Consider the following 25,070-nt stretch of genomic DNA (forward strand, 5'->3'; position numbering starts at 1 on the left):
GACTGGACCCTAGACAAGTCCCATCGTTGCAGGTCAGGAGCACTCTCCGCTTATTTGATCAAGCGTCGGACAACCCACCTCGTGAAAGCCCGAGGTTAGGGCGGGCCGTCCGTTCTGGAAGTGTGCGGGCCACGTCGGCCCGTCAAGGACGTCTGACGGCGTCGCTAGCGTGATGAGCTGCGCTCTACCTTGACCGCCCGCCCCGGCCCTGAAGCGCCAGTTCCGCCGGGCCCTCGGAAGTGACCATGAAGGTGCCCGGGCTCTATCCCGCCAACCAGCAGGGCCGGCCCGCCTGCCGGATGATCCTCTACCACCTCTCCGGCCTGCGGCTACGTGTCGTCGGCGCCACCGGCCTGCCGATCATCGTCATCAGCCACAGCGTCCAGCTCCATCGCCTCGACCTCCTTGGCCTGGAACCGACGCATCTTCGCTGGCCAGAGACCTGAACGAATTACCCGTGGCGCGCCATGGGCCCTCCGGCAAGCGCTTCGGCATAGCCCGCAACCAGCGGGCGCGCACGCCCGTGTAGGTGCGCGTCTTTCCTCAGCGCCGGTGTGCGTACGGAGAATGACTAAGTGGCCGCCGGAGGCACGTGACCTGTGGCAAGCTCATCTCCCCGGGGGAAAGAAGTGACTGATGACTCATTACCAATGCGGATCGTGCTCGTATAAGAACGACCATCTCGGCGAGGCTCAACAGCACTCGCACCAGACGGGCCACGTTTGCATCGGCAAGGACGGCGCCGAGCAAACCGGACGTAAGTTCGGAAAAGCTAGGGTCGTGGTTAGTGCTGGCGCCAGCGTTCTGGCCGCCACCACCATCGGGGTCCTCGCCTGGAAGTACAGGGGACTTCAGGAAGAGCACGAGGAGCTCCAGACGAAGCACGAGGGGCTCCTGTCCATGGCTGCCGGTCTGGTCGTGCAGTTGGCGGAGTCGACGGCGGAGAACGACTACCTGAAGTCGGCCACCGGTGCCTCGAAGACGCTCAAGAGCTACGACTGCTGAGTGAGGGCGTACTGCGGGTAGTGCCACGGGCGGACAGGTGCTTCGGCGCTCGATGCCGTTGGAAGGTAGATCGAGTGCTGGCCCAACCCGGCGCTAGATCCGTTCTCCGCAGGTCATCCATTCGGGAAGAGCAACTGATCGCAGCGGGTGAGTCACCGATCAGTGCAGCGCCTTAAGTTGCTGAACCCGTCGAAGCACAATTACCTGAGGACCGTGATCAAGCTCGGAGGCTGCGCAAAGGAGGGACCCGCGAAGTGCGGGGCTGTTGCCGGACGCCTTTGGGCTACGCAATGGGAGGCAGCGCAGACCCGAGGCTGGGGTGTCGTCTCATCGTCGATCGCTCATGTGCCGGTGTCCGTGTCCTGCTGGCAAAGCGCTGAATCGGGTTTGCAACGAAGCCAGGCCGATTCTCACGCACGTTTGTTGAGTTTCTTGGCCTCGGTAAGGACGCGACCTCGATCCATGAATCCGACGCCGCGATCTCTAAGGATCTTGTCGACGTGGTGCTGCTTGCTGCCGGCACGGAGTAGACGTGCGGCCTCAGTCACCAGGCCATCCTGTTGGGTCGTGGAGGCCGCTGTGGCGCGGTCGTGCGTGGGGCGTGGCACATGAGCCCTGCCCGCCGTGGTTGCCGGGCCGGTTTCTGGCCGGCGAACGATTGCCGCCCGGAAGGTCCGGATCGGAAGGGGGATGCGGACCCCGAACCGTGCGGCTATCAGAAACGTGCCGAGCGACCAGCAGGCCAGGAGGATGCCGATGAACTTCAGGACGTCCAGGGCGAGCGGGCCGGTGTAGGTCTTTTCATCTCCGATCGAGCCCAGCGGTGCCATGAGGAGAAAGACACCCGCGATCACACGCCAGTTCCGCTGCCAGAACGTCTGAACTTTAGCCGTTTCGGGGTTCTGAGGCGCTATGGGCACTGTGGATGCGGACGAGCGGTGGATGCGGCGTGCCGTGTCGTTGAGCGGCGTCATCGAGCCGTCCAGTTGATACCTGAAGAGCGCGATGCTCCACTCCTGGGCGTAGACCGCGGCGGTGGTCGCGTAGTCGCTGCCGGTGAAGAAGATCAGTTGTGCGGTCGATTCGTAGGGGCGCGCTCCCACGAAACGTTGCAGTTCCGGACGTCCGACCTGAGCTGCTTGGTACTTGACCTGTCCCAGTGCGCCGGTAGCGCGGACATCGATGCCGGAGTCCGGGCCTCCGGGGCGTGCGGTGGCATCGGTATAGCCCCAGTGGCGCATCCAGCGGGCTGCGTTGAGCTCGGCGTGCTGCCACGACGAAATCTGCATCGGCTGCGGCGGCACAGCCCTTGGCGGCATCTCGGCCACGATCCCCCTCATGTACTCGCTCCCGGCTCGGCAGAGGAATGCATGCCGACGCCGAGCTGCCCCACGGTACGCGGTGTCGTGGTGACCTCAGTAGCGGGAAGCGTTGCAAAGCCAGCAGTGCGACGATATACGGGGCGCCTCAGCCACCGCTACATGCCACGATGACGCGTCACATGAGGATGACGGGGGCGACGAAAGCCATGAGGTACGACCAGAGCCGGGCGGACAAGCTCGATGAGACGATGCTCGAACTGCTGCTGCCGGAAAGCGCAGTGGAGTCACTGGGGCAGTGGCTAGCCGACCCGAAGCGCGGCCAGCGGTACGCGAACGGAAGTGGCCCTCACGCCATCCCGTACGCGCCATCCACGTGGATGGCCGTAGCGCCGTGGCCCACCACGTTCGCCGACCGGGCGGCGGCCGATTCGGCTTCGGTGAGCCGAGCCGAGGTCGTGGCCGCGGTCCGGGCTGCGGAGCAGTCCGAGAGCTGGGCAGAGGCATTCGTGGCCACGCAGGTGTGGGGCTACGGTGTTACGGGCTACGGCCCGTACCGCACTCGTCAGGTGCTCGCCCAGTCTGGTGCTGAGGACGTCCTCACTGAGGCGGTGTTCTTGCTCGTTGATAAGGGCGCGGTCGCAGCCTACGAGGTGCTGAATACTCTGGATGGCCTCGGGCCGGCGTTCCTCACTAAGTTTCTCTACTTCGCGGGCCTGGCGCTGCCAGAGGTGAAGGGCCCGCGCCTGCTGATCCTCGACAGCGTGCTCGCCGGGGTCCTGCGCCGGCACGCCATGAAGGTTGGACGTGCGGTTGGCTATGAGTGGTCCGAGGCGATTACCAAGCGCATCTGGCGCGACAGTGGCTGGAGCTCCCACCGCTACGACGTCTACCTTCGGTGGATGTATGCCGCCAACGACCGACTCGTGGCCGCGTCGATCAACTGGCCCGCTGCCCCAGATGTGCTCGAGCTGGCCCTCTTTAGCGCCGCCTGGGACCCTGAATAACCGTGTTGCCTGGATGTCACCTTCGGGCGCGCCCTGGTTCACGCAGTTGTCCATTATCTGGAATCAGGATTGTCAAGGCTCGGCACCAAGACGCTGCACACGCGCAGCCTCGTCCTGGCCTGCGGGGATGCGACGAAACGTGTCGGCACTCCCGGCACCCCCTCAAGGGAGGACCATGGCGCCACACTTGTCGGACCACACGGAAGATGCCAGTGGGCAGGGGATGTGACCTGGCCACTGAAATCTTCCGTGCGGCAGCTCATGGCGGGTTCGGTTACACCAGTTGTTTCAGTGAGCGTTTTCAGCGTTGCCTCTTCAGGGTGAGGACGGCTTTGGCGATTGACGTCATTCGATTTGGGCTGCATCGCGATCTTCGGAAGATCCGCCAGGACTTGAGTCGTGCCATGCCGCGTTCGACGGGTGCGCGGGCCGTTGCCAGTGCCCGGTTGATTGTCTTCTGTGTCGGGGACAGCTGCCCTTGGGGTGGGCGTCTGCGGCCGGTGGTGAGCCAGGGGCCGGCGCCCGTGTAGGCGCGGTCGGCCAGGACGGGGACGCCTTGGCGTTCGCAGACCCGGTGGGCGCGGGCCGCGGTCAGGTCGTGACACCGAACCGGCAGGGCCGGTGAAATCCACAGGATCTGCCCGGCCGGGTCGGTCACGACCTGTACGTTCACGCCGTGGCGGCGGTGCTTGTGGGAGTAGTCGGCCCGGCCGTCGCCCACGCGGTCGCAGTCGGCGAGCGTCCCGTCGAGCAGTACGTACTCCGGATCGGCCTCGCGCAGGACCTTCAGCAGGCCCGGCGCCTGGTCGGCCAGGAGGGGGATGACCTGGGCCAGGGTGTCGCGCTTGTGCAGGTACACCAGAGCGACGAGCGCGCGTTGGTGCGGCGGGAGCTTGCAGCGGCGGTCACCCTCGCGGATGACGATGAGCATGGTGACCCACTCGACCAGCGCATGAAGCAGGTCGAGTGCGGCAGGATTGGGAACCAACGAGGCACCTGCGCTGATGAGTTGAGACGTCGAACATCTCCCTCAACAGCACGGGCGCCTCGTGCGTTGCGGCCTCGCCACCGTCACCCCAACCGGTGGCCACTCTGAAAACGCTCATTGTGCCGTAGCTGGCGCGAAGTCACAGACAGGGGGCTAGCATCAGCCCATGAGGTTGGCCAGAAGTGATGACCAGTTTACCCAGCCGTGGTCTCAAAGTGAATTGACGTCATACATACGTTTCCAGCTTTCACAGCTGCGTGCACAAAATGGCCATCACGCATTCGAGGATATTTGTCGAGATTTTGCACGGCAAAACATCCTCGCAAACATCCTTCCCGCCACAGGACCGGTAGCAGCAGGCGGAGACCAAGGGCGAGATTTCGAAACCTTCAAGACGTACCTGAAAAACACATTGGGCCCGTTCGGGTCTTTTATTGGTGTTGCCGCAGATGAAACTGTCGTTTTCGCATGTTCCCTTCAGGTCGACAACGTAAAATCCAAGGTTATGAGCGACCTCTCAACAATATGTGGCGAGGGAACTCCCGTGGATCGCGTGTTCTTCTTCACAGAGAGCGACGTAGCGACAGCGAAACGTCATGACATAATTAAAGCAGCGCGAGAAAAGTATTCGGTTGCTCTCGAAATAATCGATGGTGCCGGATTTGCCGAAAACCTGTCCCGGGACAGCAACACATGGATCGCCGTACAGCATCTTAGCGTGCCGACATCCTTTTTGCCCGAAAAAATGGATGCGCCGGATTGGTATAGAAGAGAGAAGATGCTAACGCAAGAATCGGTGGACCACCCTTCTTCATACGGCGATCTATTGACTCTGCGGAATTGCATCAGATACGCGACTCAGGAAGAAAATTTCAGATCGGACATTGAGTTTTGGGTAACGAGCATCAGTTCCTTCTTGGGAGCCGATCATCCGCTAGAGATGCAGGATATCGCTTCATATGAGATTGCTGTAGCACGGCTCCGCGGATTGGGGGATATGAGGCCGGCCGACCATTTGGCAGCGGATTTCCTGGAACGAGCGCTAACCCATACCTCACCAGCTCAGCTGGAAGACGCCACCGTACTACTTATTTACGTGCAAGGTGCGTGGTTGCATCGAACTACGACGCTCGGGAAGAAGTGGATTGTCGAGTATGGCAAGCGCATCTGTCGGCACGTCGAAAGCTTGTTGAAAGCGTGCGAGGAACCAGGGGCGATCTGTGAGCTACTGGATATCAAGGCGACGCTGCTCGGCGGATTTGATATCGAGGCCGCCCCGGATGATATTCTCTCGGATCGCAGTCTCGGTCCGGTGCCACCTATGTCAGATTCACGCCTTGCAGAATTGGTTCGCCGTGGAGACGCCGCCGTTCGCACTGACCTAAAGGCTATCGACGCTCAAGGAGCAGTTGACTGCTGGATTGATCTGCTAAACAGAATCGAGCGGGCGCCTCTATTTCCAGTAAGACAACTCACAGAAAGCGTAGCTGTACGCGCCGCATCACTTGTAAAAACTACGGGCTGGCTCGCCTTGACTCAAGGGCTTGACCAGGTTGTTGAGCAGCAGTCAGGTCGTGCAGCGCGAGCCGAGTCAGCTTGGAGAAGAGCCAAATCTCTAATCGATGCAGATCTCCCCCTCGAAGCTTTAAACGATTTGGATGTGGCCAGGAAGAACTGGCTGACTGGAGATGACTTCGATTACTCGATCGGCGTCATGTTTGCCACAGCCCAGGCCTTCCAAGACATCGGCTTGCTTTACGCCGCTAAGCACTACTTCCTGGCAGCCGGCGCCATAGCAAGTGCCCGAAACGTCATGCATAGCTCTGTTCCTGCTTCACTCCTTGCAGCCTCCTACTGTGACTTCTTGGGAGGGAACTGGCACTCGTTTGTAACCCTTGCGGGCCGAGCAGTGAACATCCACAGCGAGATTCGTGGCAGCGCCAGGGATACAGACCGATGGGGTGACTTTCGAGCTGTAGGGGAGGCAGTTGCATACGTTCAAAGCATCTCGCAAGTGATCAACTCATCATCGATCGATCGCTTCCTAGAAGCTAGCTTCGGCCAAGAATTCTTGGTACGCCCGCCTGAGAAGACGGGAACATCGGATAGCTTGGTCCGTGAGGGGGAACAATACTTCCGCGATCAACTTAACTCCGATTTAGGGCAGCAGGCATTTGCTGATTGTGGCGCAAAGCGATTTCTTACGTGGAAAATGCATGGCGTCTCATGGCGAGTGCGTTGCAAGAATAAGCGAATCGATGCAATGGCGGCGGAAAGGTTTGCCGCAGCCACCCAAGAGCTGTTTACGCTATTCTTCAATACGGACCTGGTATTGTGTCCGTCGACTGTTCTTATCGACCTTTCCACGGTGAGCTCGGTCAACGGGAAAGCGGCGCATATGGAACCGCGCAGGCTGCGGAATACCGCTGCCGGGGAAAGGCACTGGAGTGTCAAGGTGACGCGGGATGAGGGTCCGAACACTCTAGACTTCCTTGACGCCCACGTCGAGGCCGCAACAATTATCCTTTCGATCCTTGGAGAGCTCTCACTCCTGCGAGAAGAAAAACTCCGCAAAGAGATCGAAAATGCGTTGAGGCCGTCCTTGCTCGAAAGAATCATGCCTCACATTCGATTCGATCGCGCCATTTCATTTATTGAGGATGAAGCATTCAATGCTTCAAGTCGAAACGAGATCGCCCCCTGGGGGATTCCAGGCTCCAGCGAGCCGCTCTTGCACCACTCGTTGCGGGAAGTGACTTCCCCTGGTCCCGGTTACTCTCGCAAGGAATCGGAGATTCGCTGCAGAAATAGGTACGAGGCTTTCGAAAGGATGCTGCGCTACACTCTGCCCGCCTTGAATTCGACCGCCAGCTTCCAACATGCGGTCGCCTGCCTGAGGACAGACGGCTGGAAAGATTGGCACATTCTTCAAGCATTGGCGAATCAGGTGCTTAATTATCGCCGTGAATTTACACATGAATCCGCTGGTCAACTTAAACCAGAAATTGCCTTCGCGACAGAAGATGCGGATGCCGTGCCAATTCCTCCCGATGCTGTAACAGGGGAATCATTGCACACTTCACTGGCCTACTCGCTAGGAGCCACACTCAAAATTTGGGGGCTTGATCCTCACGGTGAGTTTTCTCCCGAGGAATACATGGCAGTTATGAGTAAGCGTTACGGGTACTGGTCGGATGACGTACCCCACCGAGATCCCTTTTTGATTTGAGTCAATGAGCGTTTTCAGCGTTGCCTCTCCAGAATGAGGATGGCTCTGGCGATGACGCTCATGCGGTTGGGGCTGATGCGGGATTTGCGGAAGATCTGCCAGGACTTCAGTCGTGCAATGCCTCGTGCGACGGGTGTACGGGCTGCGGACAGGGCCCGGTTCGCGGTCTGTTCGGTGGGTGTGAGCTCACCGCCTGGTGGGCGGCGCTTGGCGGTGGTGACCCAGTCGCCGGCACCGATGTAGGCCATATCCGCGAGGATCGGGACGCCCTGTCGCGCGCAGATCCGAAGGATCTGGTGGGTGCGGGCGGCTGTCAGGTCGTGGGTTCGGCCCGGCAGTGCTGGTGACAGCCAGAGGATCTCCCCGCTGGGGTCTGTGACGACCTGCACGTTCACCCCGTGCCGCCTGTGTTTCGAGGAGTAGTCGGCCCTTCCGTCGCCGACGCGGTCGCACTCTGCGAGCGTGCCGTCCAGGAGAACGAAGTCCGGATCGTGTGCGCGCAGCGTCTTCAGCAGGCCCGGTGCCTGCTCGGCGAGCAGGCCGGTGACCGCGGTGACGTAGGCATGGGCGGTGCCGACGGATATCCCGAAGGCCACGGCGATACGGGCGAGGGTGTCGTGCCGGCGCAGGTACACGAGTGCGATCAGCGCACGCCGGTGCGGCGGGAGTTTGCACCGGCGGTCACCTTCACGGGTGACGATGAGCATCGTGACCCACTCGACCAGGGCGTGAGGCAGGTCGAGTGCGGCAGGATACGGAACCAACAGAGCTCCTGTGTTGTTGAGTTGAGACGTCGAACACCTCCCTCAACGGAATGGGAGTCGTGTCCGTTGCGCACTCCGATCCCACACCGCCCCGTCACCCGATCAGTGGCCACGCTGAAAACGCTCAGTGTTCGGTGGCTGCGGCATTGCGTCGGCCCTGGCATCGGACGGATTGGGTCAGCGTTTGACACGGTTACGGACCGCCAGGACCGCCAGGCCCAGAAGGACGGGTTCGGTCACGCGGGACGTCATCTCGATGTAGGTGCCGGTGGTGGTCAGGTCCTGGCCCGAGGAGCGGAACACCACCGAGTTGAGGGTGACGTTGATGGCTTTGTCGAAGCGCTCGCCGGTGAACCTTTCCCCCGTGGGGTTCTGGGGATCACCCTTGCCGATCTCGAAGGTGACCGTGCCGCCGCCGGGCGGCACGGTGCCGATCGCTTCCTGCTTCGGGGAGTCCTTGGGGAGCCCGAAGCCCACCAGAAGCACGACAGTGACGAGCATGGCGGCAGCAAGCCAGCCCAGCGCCCGGGAAGCACGCAGGCCGTAGCCGGACAGCAGCCAGTAGCCGGACAGCAGTCCGCGTTCGGCGCGGGTGGTGTTGGTGCGGTCATGGCGGCGCATTTCCATCTCGCCGTAGTAGAAATCCGCCGCCCCCGGCTCGTTCTTGCCGTCCTCGAACGCCTTGCGCAGCGCCCGGTACACCGGCGCCAGCTGCGCCGGCCCCACGCGCACGGTGCCGGATACGGCGGCGTTCCAGCCCGGAGCTGCTGCTGGCTCGCTCACACGCCAGATACGTTCTTCGAAAAGGATGCGGCGCTGGGTGAACCGGACGGGAGGCCAGCGCCGCCACTGGGTGCGGGGGACTTCATTGAAAGAGCAGGTGCCCTCCAGCTGGATCTGGTCCAGATGCACGGTTCCGGTCAGCATGCACATCGCCAGGTCGATGTCGGAGAGCACCAGATGGGCCGCGTCCACCCCTCGCATCGAGATCATTCGCACCGTGGCGCTGGGGGCGTCGGCAAGAGCCTGTTCGGACACTGGCTGTCCGCCGGGGAGGGAGAAGGGCTCGGCATCCGCAGCGATCGTGAGTGGGTATTCGAAGACCGCCTGGGCGAAGTCCACTGTGGCGTAGCGCAGACGTATCTCGGCCGTTGACGACCAGCGGGTCCGTCGGCACTCCAGGCGGCGCGCGGCCAACGAGAGGGTCACCGGGCTGCCGAAAACCGCCCCGGACAACTTCACCCGCCCGGCACACACAAACGGCCCGAGGCTAGCCGCCCGCTCGAAAACCGCCATCTCGAACCGGGCATCGCCTTGGAAGACCGCTAGTTCGAACCGGGCATCCCTTTGGAAAGCTACTGATCCGAACCCGGTGTCACCCTGGAAATCCGTCGCTACGAACTCGGCGTTGCCCTGGAAGGTCGCTTCCTCGAACCGGGTGCCGCCCTGGAAGTTCGCTCCATCGAACCGGGCGCCGCTATGAAAGGTCGCCACGGTGAAGTTGGCGGTGCACGCGAAGATCGCCGCTTGGAACACGGCGTCGCCCTTAAAGGTCGTCGACCGAAACTCGACGTCGCTCTGAAAGGTCGCCGCCCCGAACCCGGCGTCGCCCTTAAAGATCGCCGACCGGAACGCCGCATTGCCCTGAAAGGTCACAAATTCGAACTCGGCGTTGCCCTGGAAGGTTGCCGATATGAACCGGGCGTCGCCGAGGCGGGGGAAGCCGGTGGCGGGATCGCGGAGGGCATCGAGGAGGGAGTCGAGAAGGGTTTCGGTGAAGGTGGTGCCGCTGTGGTCGATGTCGGCGCCGGGGGTCAGGCTGTACAGGTAGGCGTCGCGTTCGGCGTCGGCCAGATGGGCTAGGCACGCGGTATGGCCGGGCACGTCGGCACCGCGACAGCCGACTGGGTCCTCGGGGGTGGTGCCTTGACCGCAGGGCACCCAACTAAGCGAGGTCAAAGACGGCTCGGGGCTCAGGTGTGACATACCCGAAGGACGATCAAGCACGACCGGATGGTTGCCGATCCCACCGCACAGTCGGCGTACTGAAATGAAACGCGCGCTACTGAAATCTTCCGCACGGTCCGACAACACTGGCCGCACCAGGCGGCAGCGTTAGGCGTTACAACTGACACTATGCGCTGGTGAGGCATCCCGCCCGGCTTGATAATCGTGCCCGTCGTCTTCGTCGAGAAGCCCGTAGCGGTTCATCCAGAGCGACACCCGCAGCCTGGTCGTGCCGTGCATCCGCTCTCGACCAGGTCCTGCCGGATCGGGTGCCACCGCTCCAGCGCGGCCTTGGCCAGTGCCGAGATTTCGATCCATTCGCCCTTGCCCTGGTCGTTGCGCACCTGTGCTGCGGCCAGCGTCGGATGAGCACCGCGGTGTTCTGCTCCGCAAATGCGAGGTCCGCAGCCTGACCAGCTCTCCGCTCCGTGCGGCGGTGTCCAGTCCTAGGGCGAGCACGGATGTCAGCCGGGTCTGCGCCCAGCGATATTGGCTAGCCGAAGGTTTTGTCGAGCTGGCGGTAATGGGCCGACAAGGTTGCGGCTGCCGGTGTGGGCTGCAGCTGGAGCTGACCGCCGCCGATGTGGAGTGCGGGCGCCTGGCGCAGACGCGGTCGGCGTGACACGACCGACATCGAACGTTGCGAGGCCACTTCGGCAATAGCCCTCCGTAAAGACTGACGGGCGCTCAGCTGTATCTGACGTGTCGTCAGTCATTCAAGATCATCTTGCACGTGCGTTGCACAAGGTACTGAAAAGCAACAGTGATCAGTGAAGGGCTGTGAAGGTGAGTATTCACAGGTCAGATGGCATGTTGCGGTGTTGTGCCCCTTGGGTCCAAGGGGCACAACACCCCACCCGTCAGATGTCGCGGATCAGGTGCACCTCTAGACCGGCCGGCACTTCCTTGTCGACCTTGGCCAGGAACTTCTTGAACTCAGCTGCCCGATGACGGCGGTGCAGCGAGCCGATCACTTTGCCGGTGGCCACTTCCAGAGCCGCGAACAGGGTGGTGGTGCCGGCGCGGATGTAGTCGTGGCTACGGCGCTCGGGGGCGCCCGGCCTCATCGGTAGCACGGGCTGGGACCGGTCCAGGGCCGGGATCTACGACTTCTCGTCCACGCAGAGAACCAGCGCTCTTTCCGGCGGGTCCAGGTAGAGGCCCACGACATCGCGGACCTTGTCGATGAAGAACGGGTCCGTGGACAGCTTGAAGGTTTGCGAGTGGTGTGAGGCGAGTGCGAAGGCCCGCCAGATCCGGGAGATCGGCGACTGCCACATGCCCGTGGCGGCCGCCATCGACCGGGTCGACCAGTGGGTGGTGTTCTTCGGCCTCTCCTCGAGTGTCTTGACAATGACCCGCTCGGCATCCGCGTCACTGATCTTCCTCGGGGCACCTGGGCCTCGGTTCGTCGGACATGCCGTCCAGGCCACGTTCGATGAACCGACGCCGCCAGGTGCGGACCGTGTCCGCGGCAACATACAGCCGACGGGACACCGCCAGAATCGAGTGGCCCTCGGCGCACTCCAGCACAATCCTTGAGCGCTGGGCCAGAGCCTGGGCCGTCGAACGACGACGCACCCAGCCCTCCAGCACAGCCCTCTGGGCATCGGTCACCGACAACGGCGAATTTTCGGACCCGGACGACTCATACCCAACCAACGACGAACCTGCGACTCAGGTCACTAGCCGCTAGTGCTCTGATCAGGCAGAACGTTACTCAGCAGCACAGCCAGGCACCACGCAGCACGAAGGTTCACGGCCTCGTAATGCGTAGGTCCCGGGTCCGAGTCGCCAGGGACTTTTCAGGGACTTTCAGCTCTGTCGGAGGGACATCCGAGGGAGTTTTCGCAGTACAAGCACGGAAGGCTGCGACAGCGCTGAAAGGCCCAGGGCTTCGGGCCCGCGCATCCGCGCCGTCGCTCCGTAGCGCTCCGGCACGGCGTCGGTTCGGCAGTAGGAGGCGAGGATCTTCGGGCCGCACACGGTCCTGACCTCGGGCAACGTGCCCCGGCGGGCCCGGCGGCGTGAGCGCCGGGCCCGCGGACGGGCGGTCAGCCGTACGGGTAGAACCCCGACCCCGTCTTGCGGCCGAGCCGGCCCGCGTCGACCATCCGCTGGAGCAGCGGGGGCGCGGCGTACAGCGGCTCCTTGTACTCGGCGTACAAGAGGACATGAGTGCCGGCTGTGGATGTGGGCGTTCTTCCGCCTTGCGCCCTTGTGCGCCGCGGTGCGACGGACGGGAGCGTGGCCCCGCCCCTCTCCTCTGGTCTCTTCAGCGTCCCGATCGCCGCTGAGGCGATTCCGCTCCGGCGTCGGCATTTGCGGGTGGTCGGTCAGCTTTCGGTTTCGGTCTTGTCGCTGCCCCAGAGGGTGTGGAAGGTGCCCTCGCGGTCGGTGCGGTGGTAGGTGTGTGCGCCGAAGTAGTCGCGTTGGCCCTGGGTGAGGGCGGCGGGGAGGCGTTCGGCGCGCAGGGAGTCGTAGTAGGCGAGGGTGGCGGCGAATGCCGGGGTGGGGACGCCCTGGGTGACGGCGGTGGTGATCACGGCGCGCCAGTCGTCCTGCGCGGCGGCGATCTCCTCGGCGAAGCTCTTGTCGGCGAGGAGGCTGGGCAGCTGGGGCTGCGCCTCGTAGGCGCTGGTGATCCTGTCGAGGAATGCGGCGCGGATGATGCAGCCGCCGCGCCAGATGGCGGCGACCATGCCGAGGTTGATGTTCCAGTCGTACTGCTCGCTGCCGACGGCGATCTGGTGGAAGCCCTGGGTGTAGGCGACGATCTTCGAGGCGTACAGGGCCTGTTCGACCTGGTCGGCGAAGGCTGCCGCCTCGTCCTTGCTCAGGGTGTTTGCCGTGGGGCCGGCCAGGTGGCGGGAGGCCTCGCGGAGGCCGGCGTGGCCGGAGACGGAGCGGGCGAAGACGGCCTCGGCGATGCCGGAGACGGGAACGCCCAGGTCGAGGGCGATCTGTACGGTCCAGCGACCGGTCCCCTTCTGCTCGGCCTGGTCGAGCACCACGTCCACGAAGGGATTGCCGGTGGCGGCGTCGACCTGCAAGAGCACCTCCGCGGTGATCTCGATGAGGTAGGAGTCCAGGCGACCGGTCTTCCAGGTGCGGAAGATGTCCGCGATCTCGGCGGGGGAGTAGCCCGCCACGTCGCGCAGCAACTGGTACGCCTCGCCGATCAGCTGCATATCGGCATATTCAATCCCGTTATGTACCATTTTGACGAAGTGGCCCGCCCCGTCGGGGCCGATGTGGGTGACGCAGGGGTCGCCGTCCTTGGCCTTTGCGGAGATCTTCTCCAGCATCGGGCCCAGGGAGGCGTAGGATTCCTTGCTGCCGCCTGGCATGATGCTGGGCCCGTTGAGGGCGCCCTCCTCGCCGCCGGAGACGCCGGTGCCGACGAAGTGGATGCCCTGGTCGCGCAGATCCTTCTCGCGGCGGCGGGTGTCGGCGAAGTGGGCGTTGCCGCCGTCGATGATCATGTCGCCGGGTTCGAGGAGCGGGGCAAACTCCGCGATCACCGCGTCCGTCGGGTCGCCGGCCTTCACCATGACCACCAAGCGCCGAGGGCGCTCCAGTGCCGCGACGAAGTCCTCGGCGGACTCGGTGGCGACGAAGTCTCCCTCGTCGTCGAATTCCTCGACGAGGGCGAGTGTCTTCGCCGTGGTGCGGTTGTGGAGGGCCACGGTGTACCCGTTGCGGGCGAAGTTGCGGGCCAGGTTGCGGCCCATCACCGCGAGTCCGGTGACGCCGATCTGCGCGGTGCCGCTCATCTGGGTGCTCCTGCAATCTGTCGGGGGATGCCGGGGTGCTGAGATGCCGCGAGGTCCAGTATGGATACGGGACCGGCGGACAGCCTGTTCAGCGGCGGAGCCGGGCGCCTGCCGGTGCTCTGTCCCGCGCCTCGCTCAGCAGGCGTCCTTCCCACTCTTGGCACTCCCTGAGCGGCGGCGCAACACTGGCCATGGGTTGGAGAGCGCTCTCCCGATCGAGTTCCGTGCCCGATCCGGGCTGCTGATCCCGTAGGTCCGCCCGCACCGTCCCATCCCCGCTGTCGGTGTGGTGCGCAAGTCCGCGGGGGGCACGGAAACCCGTGACCCCCGCGGACTCGTGGTGCGCCGGGACCGATTACCGCGGGGACGGGCGCGAGGGGCGACGGCCCGCGGGAACGAGAGACCTCCGGCCGCGGCGGTCGTCCGCCGCGGCCGGAGGAACGCCGGCCCCCGAGGGGCCGGTCGGGGGATTCAGGCGGCCTTGCCCGAGCGGCCCGCCCGCGCCTCGCGGATCAGCTCGGCGTAGCGGCGGCCGCTGCTCTTGACGGTGCGGCGCTGCGTCGCGTAGTCGACGTGGACCAGGCCGAACCGCTTGTCGTAGCCGTACGCCCACTCGAAGTTGTCCAGCAGCGACCAGGCGAAGTACCCGGCGAGCGGGGCACCCTTGCGGACGGCCCGCGCACAGGCGGCGAGATGCTCCTCCAGGTACCGGGTGCGCTCCGGGTCGTGCACCGAACCGTCGGCCTGGACGACGTCCTGGTACGCCGAGCCGTTCTCGGTGACGTAGACGCGCCGCACGCCGTACTCCTCGGTCAGGCGCAGCAACAGCTGCTCCAGGCCCTCGGCGTGCACCTCCCAGTCCATGTGGGTGTGGCGGGAGCCGGGCAGGTAGACCTGCTTGGCGTGCGGGACGGGACCGGTCGCGTCGGCGGTGACGACCTGACGGAAGTAGTAGTTCACGCCCAGCCAGTCGAGCGGCGCCGCGATGAGGTCCATGTCGCCCGGCAGCACCGGGAGTTCGACCCCGTACAGGTCGACCATGTCCTGCGGGTAGCCGCGCCCGAGGATCGGGTCGAGCCACCAGCGGTTGACGTGCCCGTCGCCGCGCACCGCCGCGGCCCGGTCCGCCTCGCGGTCGGTGGCGGCCTCCACCGGGCTGAGGTTGTTGACGATGCCCACCCGGGCGTCCGAGGACGCGGCCCTGATCGCCCGCACGGCCAGGCCGTGCCCGAGGTGCAGGTGGTACGAGGCCCGGACGGCGGCGGTCAGGTCGGTGAGACCGGGCGCCATCGTGCCCTCCAGATGACCGATCCAGGCCGAGCAGAGCGGCTCGTTGAGGGTCGCCCAGTCCTTCACCCGGTCGCCGAGGCGCTCCACGACCACCGAGGTGTACGCGGCGAAGTGCTCCGCGGTCTCCCGGACCGTCCAGCCGCCGCGGTCCTGGAGCGCCTGCGGGAGGTCCCAGTGGTAGAGCGTGGCGAACGGGGTGATCCCGGCGTCGAGGAGGCCGTCGACCAGCCGGTCGTAGAAGTCGAGCCCGGCCTTGTTGACGGGGCCGTCGCCGCCCGGGACGATCCGCGGCCAGGCGAGCGAGAAGCGGTAGGCACCCGCCCCCACCTCCTTGATCAGGGCGATGTCCTCGGGGACCCGGTGGTAGTGGTCGCAGGCCACGTCGCCGGTGTCGTCGCCGGCCACCTTGCCGGGGATGTGGGAGAACGTGTCCCAGATCGACGGGGCCCGGCCGTCCTCCGCCACGGCCCCCTCGATCTGGTACGCGGCGGTGGCGACGCCCCAGGTGAAGTCGGCCGGGAGGGCGCTCAGGTCGTTCACGGGCTTCCTTTCCGAAGTGGTCATTTGACGGCTCCCGCGGTGAGGCCCGCGACGAGGTACCGCTGAAGCAGCAGGAACCCGGCGACGATGGGGATGCTGACGACGAGCGAGGCGGCCATCACCTGGTTCCAGTAGACGTCGTTCTGGGTGGCGTAGCCCTGGAGGCCGACGGCCAGGGTGCGGGTGGTGTCGTTGGTCATCACGGAGGCGAAGAGCACCTCGCCCCAGGCCGTCATGAACGCGTACACGGCGACGGCGACGATGCCCGGCACGGCGGCCGGCACGACGACCCGGAACAGGGCGCCGAGCGGCCCGCAGCCGTCCACCAGGGCGGCCTCGTCCAGATCCTGCGGGATCGAGTCGAAGTAGCCGATGAGCATCCAGATGGAGAACGGCAGCGAGAACGTCAGATACGTGAGGATCAGTCCGCCGCGCGAGCCGTACAGCGCGATGCCGGTGCTGTTCCCGATGTTGACGAAGATCAGGAACAGCGGGAGCAGGAAGAGGATGCCGGGGAACATCTGGGTGGAGAGCACCGTGACGGTGAAGACGCGCTTGCCGCGGAACTTGTAGCGGCTCACGGCATACGCGGAGAACACCGCGATGATCACCGAGAGGACCGTCGCCGACCCCGCCACGATCAGCGAGTTGGCGAAGTACCGGGCGAGCGGGACGGTCTTCCAGATGTCGAAGTACGGCTGGACGGTCAGCCCGGACGGTATCCAGTGGAACTTCCCCGACACGTCCTGGAGCGGTTTGAGCGAGCTGCTGACCATCACGTAGACGGGGAGCAGCGCGAAGGCGGCCAGGAAGGTCAGGATGACGCGGCGGGTCCAGAGGAAGGACTGCGGCGCGGCCATCGGGGACCGCCTCCGGGCCCGGGACTTCGGCGCCCCCGGCAGCGCGGCCGACTGGGCATGGCTAGGCATCGGCGCCCTTCCTTCCGCGTGAGGTGATGAGCAGGTAGACGGCCGTCACGACCAGCAGGAAGAGCAGCAGGAGTACGGACATGGCGGATCCGGTGCCGAAGTTCCAGGTGACGAACGACGACTGGTAGATGTGGATCGAGATCAGGTCCGCGCTCGAAGGCGCCGCCTTCCCGAAGAGCACGTACGGGGTGTTGAAGTCGTTGAACGTCCACAGGAACAGGACGAGCACCAGGACCTGGTTGACCGGGCGCAGCGCCGGCAGCGTGATCTTGCGGATCTGCTGCCAGACGCCGGCCCCGTCGATCGCGGAGGCCTCGTACAGCTCGCGCGGGATGTTCTGCAGCCCCGCCATCACGATGAGGAAGGCGAACGGCCAGCCCTTCCAGACCGAGACGACGATCAGCGCGTAGATGCTGTTGTCACCGATCAGCCAGAAGGACGGCTGGTCGGTCAGCCCGAGCTGGTCGTGGAGCACGTGGTTGACCAGGCCGTTGTCCCGCTGGAACATGAACGCCCAGGTGATGACGGCCGCGTAGACCGGCAGGGCGTACGGGACGAGGAAGACCGCCCGCAGGAAGCCCCGGCCGCGGAAGTTCTCCTGCAGCATGATCGCCGCCGCGACCCCGAACAGCCAGGCCAGGCCGACGGCGAAGAACGTGAAGACACAGGTGACGAAGAACGAGTGGAGCAGCGCCTCACCGATGGGGGCGTTGACGTCAACGGCGATCCGGTAGTTGTCGAAGCCGCTCCAGGGCGCTCCGCCCCAGTTGTTGATGTAGAACTGCGTGAGCTCGCGGAAGCTCATCACGATTCCGATGATCATCGGAATCACGTGGACGAGGAGTTCGAGCAGGACGGCCGGCAGGAGCAGGAGATAGGGCAGTCCGCCCTGGCGGATCCGGTCGGGGATGCGCGGCAGTCTCCCGCGCGCACCCCCGGTGCCCCGGCTCGTCACCCTGTCCGACTTTTCCGTCCGGCTGTCGGTGGTCACGGTGGCGGTCATGAGGGAGCCTTACTGCTGCATCGTCTGCTGGGCCTTTTCGAGGCGCGCCTTGACGGATTCGGTGGTCACGGTGCGTCCGGCTGCGGCATCGGCCCACAGCTCCTTGACCGCCGTACCCACGGCCGTCTCGAACTGCGACTCGTTCGGCACCTGCGGCAGCGGGGCGGCGCTGGTGGACAGGGTGTCGCGCAGGACCTTCAGGTCGGGGGCGGAGAACGCCTCGTCGGCCTGGGCGGTCTTGACCGGCGGGATCGATCCGTAGGTCTTGTTGAGCAGCTTCTGCTCGGTGTCACTGGTCATGAACTTCACGAACTTCTTGGCGCCGTCGATGTTCTTGGTGTTCTTGAACACCGCCATGTTGATGCCGGCGACCATGGAGTTGGTGCTCTTGCCGGCGCCCGGGGTGCCGGACCCGACGGGGACCGGGGCCGCTCCCCAGTCCTCGGGCTTCATCCCCTGGGAGGCGAAGGTGGAGGCCGCGGCCTGCCAGAGCACCATCGCGGTCTTGCCCTTGGCGAAGTCCGTCAGGGACTGGTTCTGCGCGTACTCCGCGTTGCCCGGAGCGATGATCTTGTCCTTGGCCATGAAGTCGATGTACTGCTTCACCGCCGCCACGGCGCCGTCGGAGGTGAAGGTCGCCTTGCCGTCGGCGTCGAAGAAGTCCGCACCGTGCTGCTGGCCCAGAACGAAGGTCTGGTGGATGTTGTTGGAGAGGTTGGAGCCCTCGGCGCCCAGTCCCCACTTGCCGTCCTTGGAGAGCTTCTTGCCGTCCGCGACCAGTTCGTCCCAGGTGGCCGGCGGCTTGCTGATGCCCGCCTCTGCGAAGCTCTTCTTGTTGTAGTACAGGGCGTACGCGAGGGAGTACAGCGGCACCGCGGAGGGGTCCTTGCCCTCCGCGCCGGCCGAGGCGACCGCCGACTCGACGAAGCGGTCCCGGCCACCGATCGCGTCGAAGTTCTCCTTGTTCCAGGGGAGCAGCGCACCCGTCGCCTGAAGCGATGCCGACCAGGTGTTGCCGATGTTCAGCACGTCCGGGCCCTGGCCGGACGTGGTGGCGGCGAGGATCCGGTTGAGCAGGTCGGCCCACGGCACGACCTCCAGCTTGACCTTGATGCCGGTCTGCTCCTCGAACTTCTTCAGCTCGGGGGTGAGGATCTTCTTGTCGGCCTCGATGCTGGGGCCCTGGTTGGACGCCCAGTAGGTGAGGGTCTTCGGTGAATCGTTGCTGCCGCCCTTGGCGGACGAACCGCCTCCGCAGCCGGTGACGCCGGCGGCGATGGAGATCGCGAGGGTGACGGCTGCTGCGGCTCTGATCGTGCGCATGCGGGATGGCCCCTTTCCGGGGAGGAAGGCCGTGTTCGGAACCGAACGGTCTTCAGGCCTTAATTTATGACGTGATTTAAGAGGTGAGGGAAGGTCGCGTCAAGTCCCGCGGTCACGGTATGTTGCGGGAAGGGAAGGAGCCACATGGCTGAGCGCAACAGACGGACCGTGCGTGACCTGCGACGGGGCAACCGGGCGAGGGTATTGCAACGGTTGTATTTCGACGGCCCGCTGAGCCGCCAGGAGCTCGGTCCCGCCACGGGGCTGAGTTCGGGTTCCATCAGCAACGTCGTCGCGGAACTCGCCGCCGAGAGCCTCCTGGAGGAGGCCGGTGTCGTCGACTCCGACGGCGGCCGTCCCCGTACGCTGCTGCGCGTCGCGCCCGGGGGCGGGCTCCTCATCGGCATCGACATCGGCGAGACCCGGATCAGGGTGGAGCTCTTCGACCTCGCCCTCACCGAACTCGCCCGCACCGAAAGGCTGCTGGCCCAGCACGGCTACGACGTCAGCCGCATCGTCGGCCATGTCCGCAGCGGGGTCGCCGATGTGCTGCGGGACGCCGGGGCCGACCCGCGGCGGCTGCTCGGCATCGGGATCGGCGTCCCGGGGATCATCGAGCGGGACGCCCCGGACGGCGCCATCGGAGACGTGGGCTCCGTCGTCCACGGCCAGACGATCGACTGGAGCGCCGTCCCGTTCGAGCGACTGCTCCGCGACGCCGTCCGGGTCCCGCCCGAGGTGCCGTTCTTCATCGACAACGGCGCCAAGACGCTCGGCCAGGCCGAGATGTGGTTCGGCGGCGGCCGCGGCGCGGGAGCCTCGGCCATCGCGCTCATCGGCTCCGGCGTCGGCGCCTGTGTGAACCACGGCGACCTGCTCGACGAGGACCGCAGCAGCATGGCCCTGGAATGGGGCCACACCACCGTCCAACTGCGCGGACGCCGCTGCCGGTGCGGCTCGATCGGCTGCCTGGAGGCGTACGCGGGCGCAGAGGCGATGCGCGAGCGATGGCACGAGGCGGGGGGCCCACTCGCCGCCGACGCCGACGACGAGACCGCTCTCGCCGCGCTGCTCGCCGCCGCCTACCCCGGTCCCGGCGGCGAGCCGGACCCGCTGGCCGTCTCACTGCTCGACGAGACGGCCGAATGCCTGGGCGCGGCCCTGGGCGACCTGATCAACCTCTTCCTGCCCGAACGCATTCTGCTCGGCGGCTGGGCGGGCCTGCTGATCGGACCGCACCTGCTGCCCGACATCCGCCGCTACGCGCAGGAGTACGCGCTCCGGCACGCCGCGGCCCGCACCACCATCGAGATGGGCCGGCTGGGCCCCGACGCGGTCACGGTCGGCGCCGCGACGCTCCCGCTGGCCGACTTCCTCGCCAGGGGCGGCAGCCGCCCGGCCCCCGAGCCCCGTCCCAGCACCCCGGCACCGGGGTTCCGGACCGCCGCGGACGCGGTACGGAAGCGGGAGCGCCCACGGACCGCCTCGGACGCGACGGGGTGAGCCCGGCCCCGGGACGGGGCGAGGCGGGCCGGTACGGGGGCGTAGGGGCGGGTGCCGCGCACATGTCACCGCGAGGACGACGACCGGCTCGCGGGGCGCCACGCGGCCGGCCAGGCCACGTCCCGGGCCACGGCTCCCGGGACGCCGAGGTCGGCCCGCGCGTGCGCGACGTAGCGGTCCCGCGCCTGACGGAACTCCAGATACGCCTCATCCCAGTCCTGTTCGGCCTCGGTGGCGATGCCGCGGGCCAGGCACTCCAGCCGCCACACGCAGTGGTCCAGCGTCTTGGAGGCGGTGTTCGCCTCGGTGTCACAGAGCAGTGCGAGCGTCTCGGACAGCGCCGACCGGTGCGACTCCAGCCGGCCGAGCTCCGCGAGTGCCTCGGAGGTGGGATCCGGGGACACCGGTCCCGGCGTGAGGCCGCGGGCGACGGCGAGCGTCCGGTAGCCGGCCGCCAGCTCCTTGACCGCGTGGGCGTACTCGGCGTAGGCCGTCAACCGGTGTTCGTCCCACCGCACGGCCTGCTGCCTGCGCCACCTCGTCCGCTCGTTCAGGCTGCTCATCACGTACGACATGAGCGCCCCGAGGGCGACACCCGCGAGGGGGAGTATCCGGTCGGTCAGACTCACAGGGAACCCCGATCAGGTAGCGCGGCGACCGCCCGATCCTTTCCGCCGCGACCGGCGCTGCGCAACCCCCCGCCGGGGCGGAAGGCGATCAGTCCCATCGGCCCGGACCTTTCCGCCGGTCTACGCCGAGTCCCGCACCACCAGCGCCGGCTCGAAGATCACGGAGGTCGCCGCACCGTCCGGCTTCGCCAGCCGTTCGATCAGCAGCCGGGCCATCTCGGCGGCCATCGCCTCGACCGGCTGGCGGATCGTGGTGAGCGGCGGACGGCAGGCGGACGCCGCGCTGCTGTCGTCGAACCCGATCACGGCGACGTCCTCCGGCACCCGTTTCCCGTGTTCCCGCAGTACGTGGCAGGCGCCCACCGCCATCAGGTCGTTGGCCGCGAACACCGCGTCCACGTCGGGGTGTTCGATCAGCAGCCGTTCCATCGCGGCCTCGCCGCTCTCCTGGGTGAACCGCCCCTCGGCGATCGGGATGTACGGATGCCCGAGCCGCGTCATCGTGTCGCGGAAACCGGCCAGCCGCTCCTGCCCGGCCGGCACGTCGAGCGGCCCGGTGATGGTCGCGATGCGGCGGCAGCCCCGCGCCAGCAGATGCTCGGCCGCCAGCCGCGCACCGTCCTGGTGGGCGAGGTCGACATAGCTGATCCGGACCGGGCGGGCGGGCCGCGCGTACAGCACCGCGGGCAGCCCCGCGTCCGTCAGCAGACCGGGCAGCGGGTCCTCCGCGTGTGTCGAGACGACCAGCGCGCCGTCGGCACTGCCCTGGCGGAGGAAGGAGACCACGTCCTCCCGGGCCCGTGACGTCTCGGCGAACATCAGCACCGGGTGCATTCCGCGCGGCCGCAGGTAGTTGACCACCCCGGTCACCACCCGGCCGAAGAACGGGTCGGCGAAGACCTGCGCGGTGAACGAGGACCCGCTGTCGGGCTCGCCGGCCTCCGCGGGCTCTGCCCCGGCCGGCCGGGTGCTCTCCGCGGGTTCGGACTCGACGCCGGCACCAGAGACCACCAGCGCGATGGCGTCGGTGCGCCGGGTCACCAGGGAGCGTGCCGCGCGGTTGGGCGCGTAGCCGGTGTGGGCCACCGCCCGGCGCACGGCCTCCTGGATCACCGGATCGACATTGCGTACTCCGTTGATCACCCGGGAGACGGTGGCGCGGGAGACCCCGGCCGCCCTCGCCACGTCCTCCAGGGTGGGTGTACCGGCCGCGCGCAGATCATCCGTCATGAGCGCATTTATAGCACCGACGGAGAGCGCTCTCCATCGCGATCCGCCGCCTCGGGAACGCCGGCGCCGGACGAGGGCGGTGCCGCGGTCGCCGTCAGCGCCGCGGTGAGCGGCAGTTCGCCCGCCGAGCGGCCGCCCAGCAGCGTGAACTCGCCGGCCTCCGTCTCCCACCCGTGCCGCTCCGCCGACCAGTGCGCCAGGGCCCGCCCGGCCACCCGCACCACCGCGACCACGCTCTCCCCGGGCCTCGCCTTGACCGCCGCGTATCCGATCAGCCGGCGCACCGGCCGCTCGACCGCCGACCCGCTCCTGGCCAGATAGACCTGGACCACCTCGCGGCCGCGCCGCTGCCCCGTGTTGCGCACCCGTACCCGTACGTCGAAGGGCTCCCCGGCCCGTACCCCCGCCGGGGCCGTCAGCTCCTCGTACTCCCAGTCCGTGTAGCCCAGCCCGTGGCCGAACCAGTAGGCGGGCGCGGACCCGGAGCGCAGCCAGGCGCGGTAGCCGATGTGCGGGCCCTCCTCGTAGTGGAGGCGCCCGTCGGGCGCGGGCGCGGTGTCCAGCACCGGTACGTCGTCCTGGGCGGCGCCCCAGGTGGTCGGCAGCCGGCCGCCCGGCTCGGCCCGGCCGAACAGCACGTCCGCCAGTCCGCCCCCGGCCTCCTGCCCCGGGAACCAGGCGAGCAGCAGTGCGGGCACCCTGGTGTGCCAGGGCAGGGCGACCGGACCGCCCGCGTTCACCACGACCACCGTGCGCGGATTGGCCCGCACCACGGCCCGGACGAGCGCGTCCTGCCCCTCCGGCAGGTCCAGGCTCTCGCGGTCGTGGCCCTCCGACTCGCTCTGCTCCGTCGTGCCCACGACCACCACCGCGACCTCCGCCGCCCGCGCGGCCGCCACTGCCTCGGCGAGTGCGGCGGCCGCGTCCCCGGCGGGCGGGGCGGCGGCGAGGATCGTCGCGACCCCGGAGCGCGGCGCGAGCGAGCGCCGCGCCACCACCTCCACCTCCTCGCCCGCGGTGAGTTCGGCCCGCGCGTAGTGCTCGGGCGGCGCGACATGGACCCGGGTCGGGTCGTCGCTGTCCAGCGGGAAGGTCCCGGCCAGCACCTCCCGGCCGCCGACGGACAGTGAGATCGCGCCCCAGCCACCCACTGCCCAGGTCCACACCCCGCCCACGGGAGGCCGGACCAGGGCCCGGATCTCCACGGACGCGGCGCCGTCGACCGCGACGGAGGGCTCGACGATCCGGCCGGACAGCCGGTGCTCGGCGTGGAGTTCGGCCCCGCTCGCGTCCAGCAGTCGTACGAGCAGGCCCGGTTCGCCTGACCGGGGGTCGCGCGACCAGTCCCGGCCGAGCGGGCGGGGCCGGGGCGACAGCGGCAGTCCCGGCCGGCAGATCACCTTCGCGCGCTCGCCCAGCGCCTCCTGGATCCCTGTCAGCGGAGTCACCACCGAGTCGGGGAAGACCTCGGCGCTGCCGCCGCCCTGAATCCGTACCGCCGTGGCGTGCGGGCCGATGACCGCGACCGAGCGCAGCCCCGCCGGATCGAGCGGGAGGAGCTGTCCGTCGTTGCGGAGCAGCACCGAACCGGCGGCGACGGCGCGGCGCAACAGCGCCCGCTGGGCGGCGGGGGTCACCGCGGGCCGCCACATGGGCCGGGGCGAGCCGAGCGCACCCACCCGCCGCGCCAGCCGCAGCAGTCGCCGTACCTTGTCGTCGACCGCCTCCGCGGACACCAGCCCCTGCTCCAGGGCGTCGAGCAGACCCGTCGCCCAGGGGCCCTCGGGGCCGGGCATCGCCAGGTCCTGCGCGGAGCGCGCGGTGTCCAGGAGGGTGCGCACGCCTCCCCAGTCCGAAACGACGGCCCCGTCGAACCCCCAGTCGCTCTTGAGCGGGCTCTCCAGCAGCGGGGAGGCGGACATGGTGGCACCGTCGACCTTGTTGTACGCGGACATCACGGCCCAGGCCCCGGCCTCGACCGCGGCCTCGAAGGGGGCGAGGTAGACCTCGTGGAGGGTCCGCTCGTCCACGCGGACGTCGACGTTCAGCCGGTCCGTCTCCGCGTCGTTGGCGACGAAGTGCTTGGCGGTGGCGGCGACCCCGCCTGACTGGATGCCCCTGATGAGTGCGGCCCCGGTCCGCCCGGTGAGCAGCGGGTCCTCGGAGAAGCACTCGAAGTGCCGCCCGCCCAGGGGTGACCGGTGCAGATTCAGGGTGGGGGCGAGGAGCACGTCCACGCCCTTGCGGCGGGCCTCGGCGGCGAGCAGCGCGCCGAGGTCCGTGAGCAGCCGCTCGTCCCAGGAGGCCGCGAGCGCGGTCGGGGAGGGGAGCACGAGCGAGGTCTCGCGCTCGTCCCAGGTCTCGCCGCGCACCCCGGCCGGTCCGTCGGACAGGGTGAGGGGGCGCAGTCCGACAGCCGGTTCGGGGTACGTGCGCCAGGTGCTCTCGCCGGTCAGCAGGCGTACCTTCTGCGCCGCGTCGAGCTTCTCCAGCAGCGGATCGATCTCTGCGTCCGTCATGACGGCCAT

At 66.9% G+C, this 25,070-nt stretch carries 18 protein-coding genes and 1 pseudogene; 5 read left to right on the forward strand and 14 right to left on the reverse strand.

All coding sequences use genetic code 11. The features are described 5' to 3' along the window. Positions 1–245: 245 nt before the first annotated feature. Together ACIQM0_RS31260 and ACIQM0_RS31265 are read left to right on the forward strand one after the other, a co-directional pair. Positions 246–446 (forward strand): hypothetical protein, encoded by a 201-nt coding sequence (locus tag ACIQM0_RS31260; protein ID WP_401293100.1) that lies wholly within the window; start codon positions 246–248, stop codon positions 444–446. 334 nt (positions 447–780) lie between these two features. Then, positions 781–1,005 carry a hypothetical protein gene (locus ACIQM0_RS31265; RefSeq protein WP_401293103.1) on the forward strand — a complete coding sequence of 75 codons (225 nt, stop codon included), beginning with the start codon at positions 781–783 and terminating at the stop codon, positions 1,003–1,005. A gap of 410 nt (positions 1,006–1,415) precedes the next feature. Here ACIQM0_RS31265 and ACIQM0_RS31270 read toward each other — a convergent pair whose 3' ends face one another. Next, a complete protein-coding gene (locus tag ACIQM0_RS31270) occupies positions 1,416–2,324 on the reverse strand; it encodes a restriction endonuclease (RefSeq protein ID WP_401293364.1) in 909 nt (302 codons plus the stop codon). 170 nt (positions 2,325–2,494) lie between these two features. Between ACIQM0_RS31270 and ACIQM0_RS31275 the strand changes: the two genes are divergently transcribed. Then, positions 2,495–3,331: a hypothetical protein gene (locus tag ACIQM0_RS31275; protein ID WP_401293106.1), complete on the forward strand. Its 837-nt coding sequence runs from the start codon at positions 2,495–2,497 to the stop codon at positions 3,329–3,331. A gap of 301 nt (positions 3,332–3,632) precedes the next feature. Here the strand turns inward: ACIQM0_RS31275 and ACIQM0_RS31280 are convergent, their stop codons facing one another. Continuing rightward, the gene (locus ACIQM0_RS31280) at positions 3,633–4,319 is read right to left on the reverse strand and encodes a transposase family protein (RefSeq protein WP_401293109.1); all 687 of its coding nucleotides are present in this window, start codon (positions 4,317–4,319) and stop codon (positions 3,633–3,635) included. 166 nt (positions 4,320–4,485) lie between these two features. Between ACIQM0_RS31280 and ACIQM0_RS31285 the strand changes: the two genes are divergently transcribed. Beyond that, on the forward strand, positions 4,486–7,548 hold the full coding sequence (locus ACIQM0_RS31285) for a hypothetical protein (RefSeq protein WP_401293111.1): 3,063 nt from the start codon (positions 4,486–4,488) through the stop codon (positions 7,546–7,548). 14 nt (positions 7,549–7,562) lie between these two features. Here the strand turns inward: ACIQM0_RS31285 and ACIQM0_RS31290 are convergent, their stop codons facing one another. The 9 genes and pseudogenes from ACIQM0_RS31290 to ACIQM0_RS31330 form a co-directional block, all read right to left on the reverse strand. Continuing rightward, positions 7,563–8,312 (reverse strand): transposase family protein, encoded by a 750-nt coding sequence (locus tag ACIQM0_RS31290; RefSeq protein ID WP_401293114.1) that lies wholly within the window; start codon positions 8,310–8,312, stop codon positions 7,563–7,565. Positions 8,313–8,489: 177 nt separating this feature from the next. Further along, the gene (locus tag ACIQM0_RS31295) at positions 8,490–10,298 is read right to left on the reverse strand and encodes a pentapeptide repeat-containing protein (RefSeq protein WP_401293367.1); all 1,809 of its coding nucleotides are present in this window, start codon (positions 10,296–10,298) and stop codon (positions 8,490–8,492) included. An 887-nt stretch (positions 10,299–11,185) separates the two neighbouring features. Continuing rightward, positions 11,186–11,942 (reverse strand): annotated as a pseudogene (locus tag ACIQM0_RS31300) (IS630 family transposase); the annotation flags it as partial. Between the two features lie 431 nt (positions 11,943–12,373). Beyond that, entirely contained in the window at positions 12,374–12,622 is a 249-nt protein-coding gene (locus ACIQM0_RS31305; protein WP_401293370.1) for a 3-hydroxyacyl-CoA dehydrogenase family protein, read from the reverse strand. Between the two features lie 33 nt (positions 12,623–12,655). Next, positions 12,656–14,095: an NADP-dependent phosphogluconate dehydrogenase gene (gene gndA / locus ACIQM0_RS31310; RefSeq protein ID WP_401293116.1), complete on the reverse strand. Its 1,440-nt coding sequence runs from the start codon at positions 14,093–14,095 to the stop codon at positions 12,656–12,658. A 471-nt stretch (positions 14,096–14,566) separates the two neighbouring features. Beyond that, positions 14,567–15,925, reverse strand: coding sequence for a GH1 family beta-glucosidase (locus ACIQM0_RS31315; protein ID WP_401293372.1), 1,359 nt, complete (start codon positions 15,923–15,925; stop codon positions 14,567–14,569). Between the two features lie 20 nt (positions 15,926–15,945). Next, a complete protein-coding gene (locus tag ACIQM0_RS31320; protein ID WP_401293119.1) occupies positions 15,946–16,854 on the reverse strand; it encodes a carbohydrate ABC transporter permease in 909 nt (302 codons plus the stop codon). Continuing rightward, complete coding sequence (locus ACIQM0_RS31325; RefSeq protein WP_401293122.1) at positions 16,847–17,857, reverse strand: carbohydrate ABC transporter permease; 1,011 nt, start codon at positions 17,855–17,857, stop codon at positions 16,847–16,849. The genes ACIQM0_RS31320 and ACIQM0_RS31325 overlap by 8 nt, the downstream gene beginning before the upstream one ends. Positions 17,858–17,866: 9 nt before the next feature. Next, positions 17,867–19,180, reverse strand: a complete 1,314-nt coding sequence (locus ACIQM0_RS31330; protein ID WP_401293124.1) for an ABC transporter substrate-binding protein — start codon at positions 19,178–19,180, stop codon at positions 17,867–17,869. Between the two features lie 144 nt (positions 19,181–19,324). Between ACIQM0_RS31330 and ACIQM0_RS31335 the strand changes: the two genes are divergently transcribed. Then, the gene (locus ACIQM0_RS31335) at positions 19,325–20,683 is read left to right on the forward strand and encodes an ROK family transcriptional regulator (RefSeq protein ID WP_363024726.1); all 1,359 of its coding nucleotides are present in this window, start codon (positions 19,325–19,327) and stop codon (positions 20,681–20,683) included. A 65-nt stretch (positions 20,684–20,748) separates the two neighbouring features. Here the strand turns inward: ACIQM0_RS31335 and ACIQM0_RS31340 are convergent, their stop codons facing one another. The 3 genes from ACIQM0_RS31340 to ACIQM0_RS31350 all read right to left on the reverse strand — a co-directional run bounded on the left by ACIQM0_RS31340 (position 20,749) and on the right by ACIQM0_RS31350 (position 25,070). Further along, positions 20,749–21,312, reverse strand: coding sequence for a hypothetical protein (locus ACIQM0_RS31340; RefSeq protein ID WP_401293127.1), 564 nt, complete (start codon positions 21,310–21,312; stop codon positions 20,749–20,751). 120 nt (positions 21,313–21,432) lie between these two features. Continuing rightward, a complete protein-coding gene (locus ACIQM0_RS31345; protein WP_401293131.1) occupies positions 21,433–22,542 on the reverse strand; it encodes a LacI family DNA-binding transcriptional regulator in 1,110 nt (369 codons plus the stop codon). Positions 22,543–22,550: 8 nt separating this feature from the next. Then, entirely contained in the window at positions 22,551–25,070 is a 2,520-nt protein-coding gene (locus ACIQM0_RS31350) for a glycoside hydrolase family 3 C-terminal domain-containing protein (protein WP_401293133.1), read from the reverse strand.

This window comes from Streptomyces sp. NPDC091387 (assembly GCF_044756945.1).
Lineage (GTDB): Bacteria > Actinomycetota > Actinomycetes > Streptomycetales > Streptomycetaceae > Streptomyces.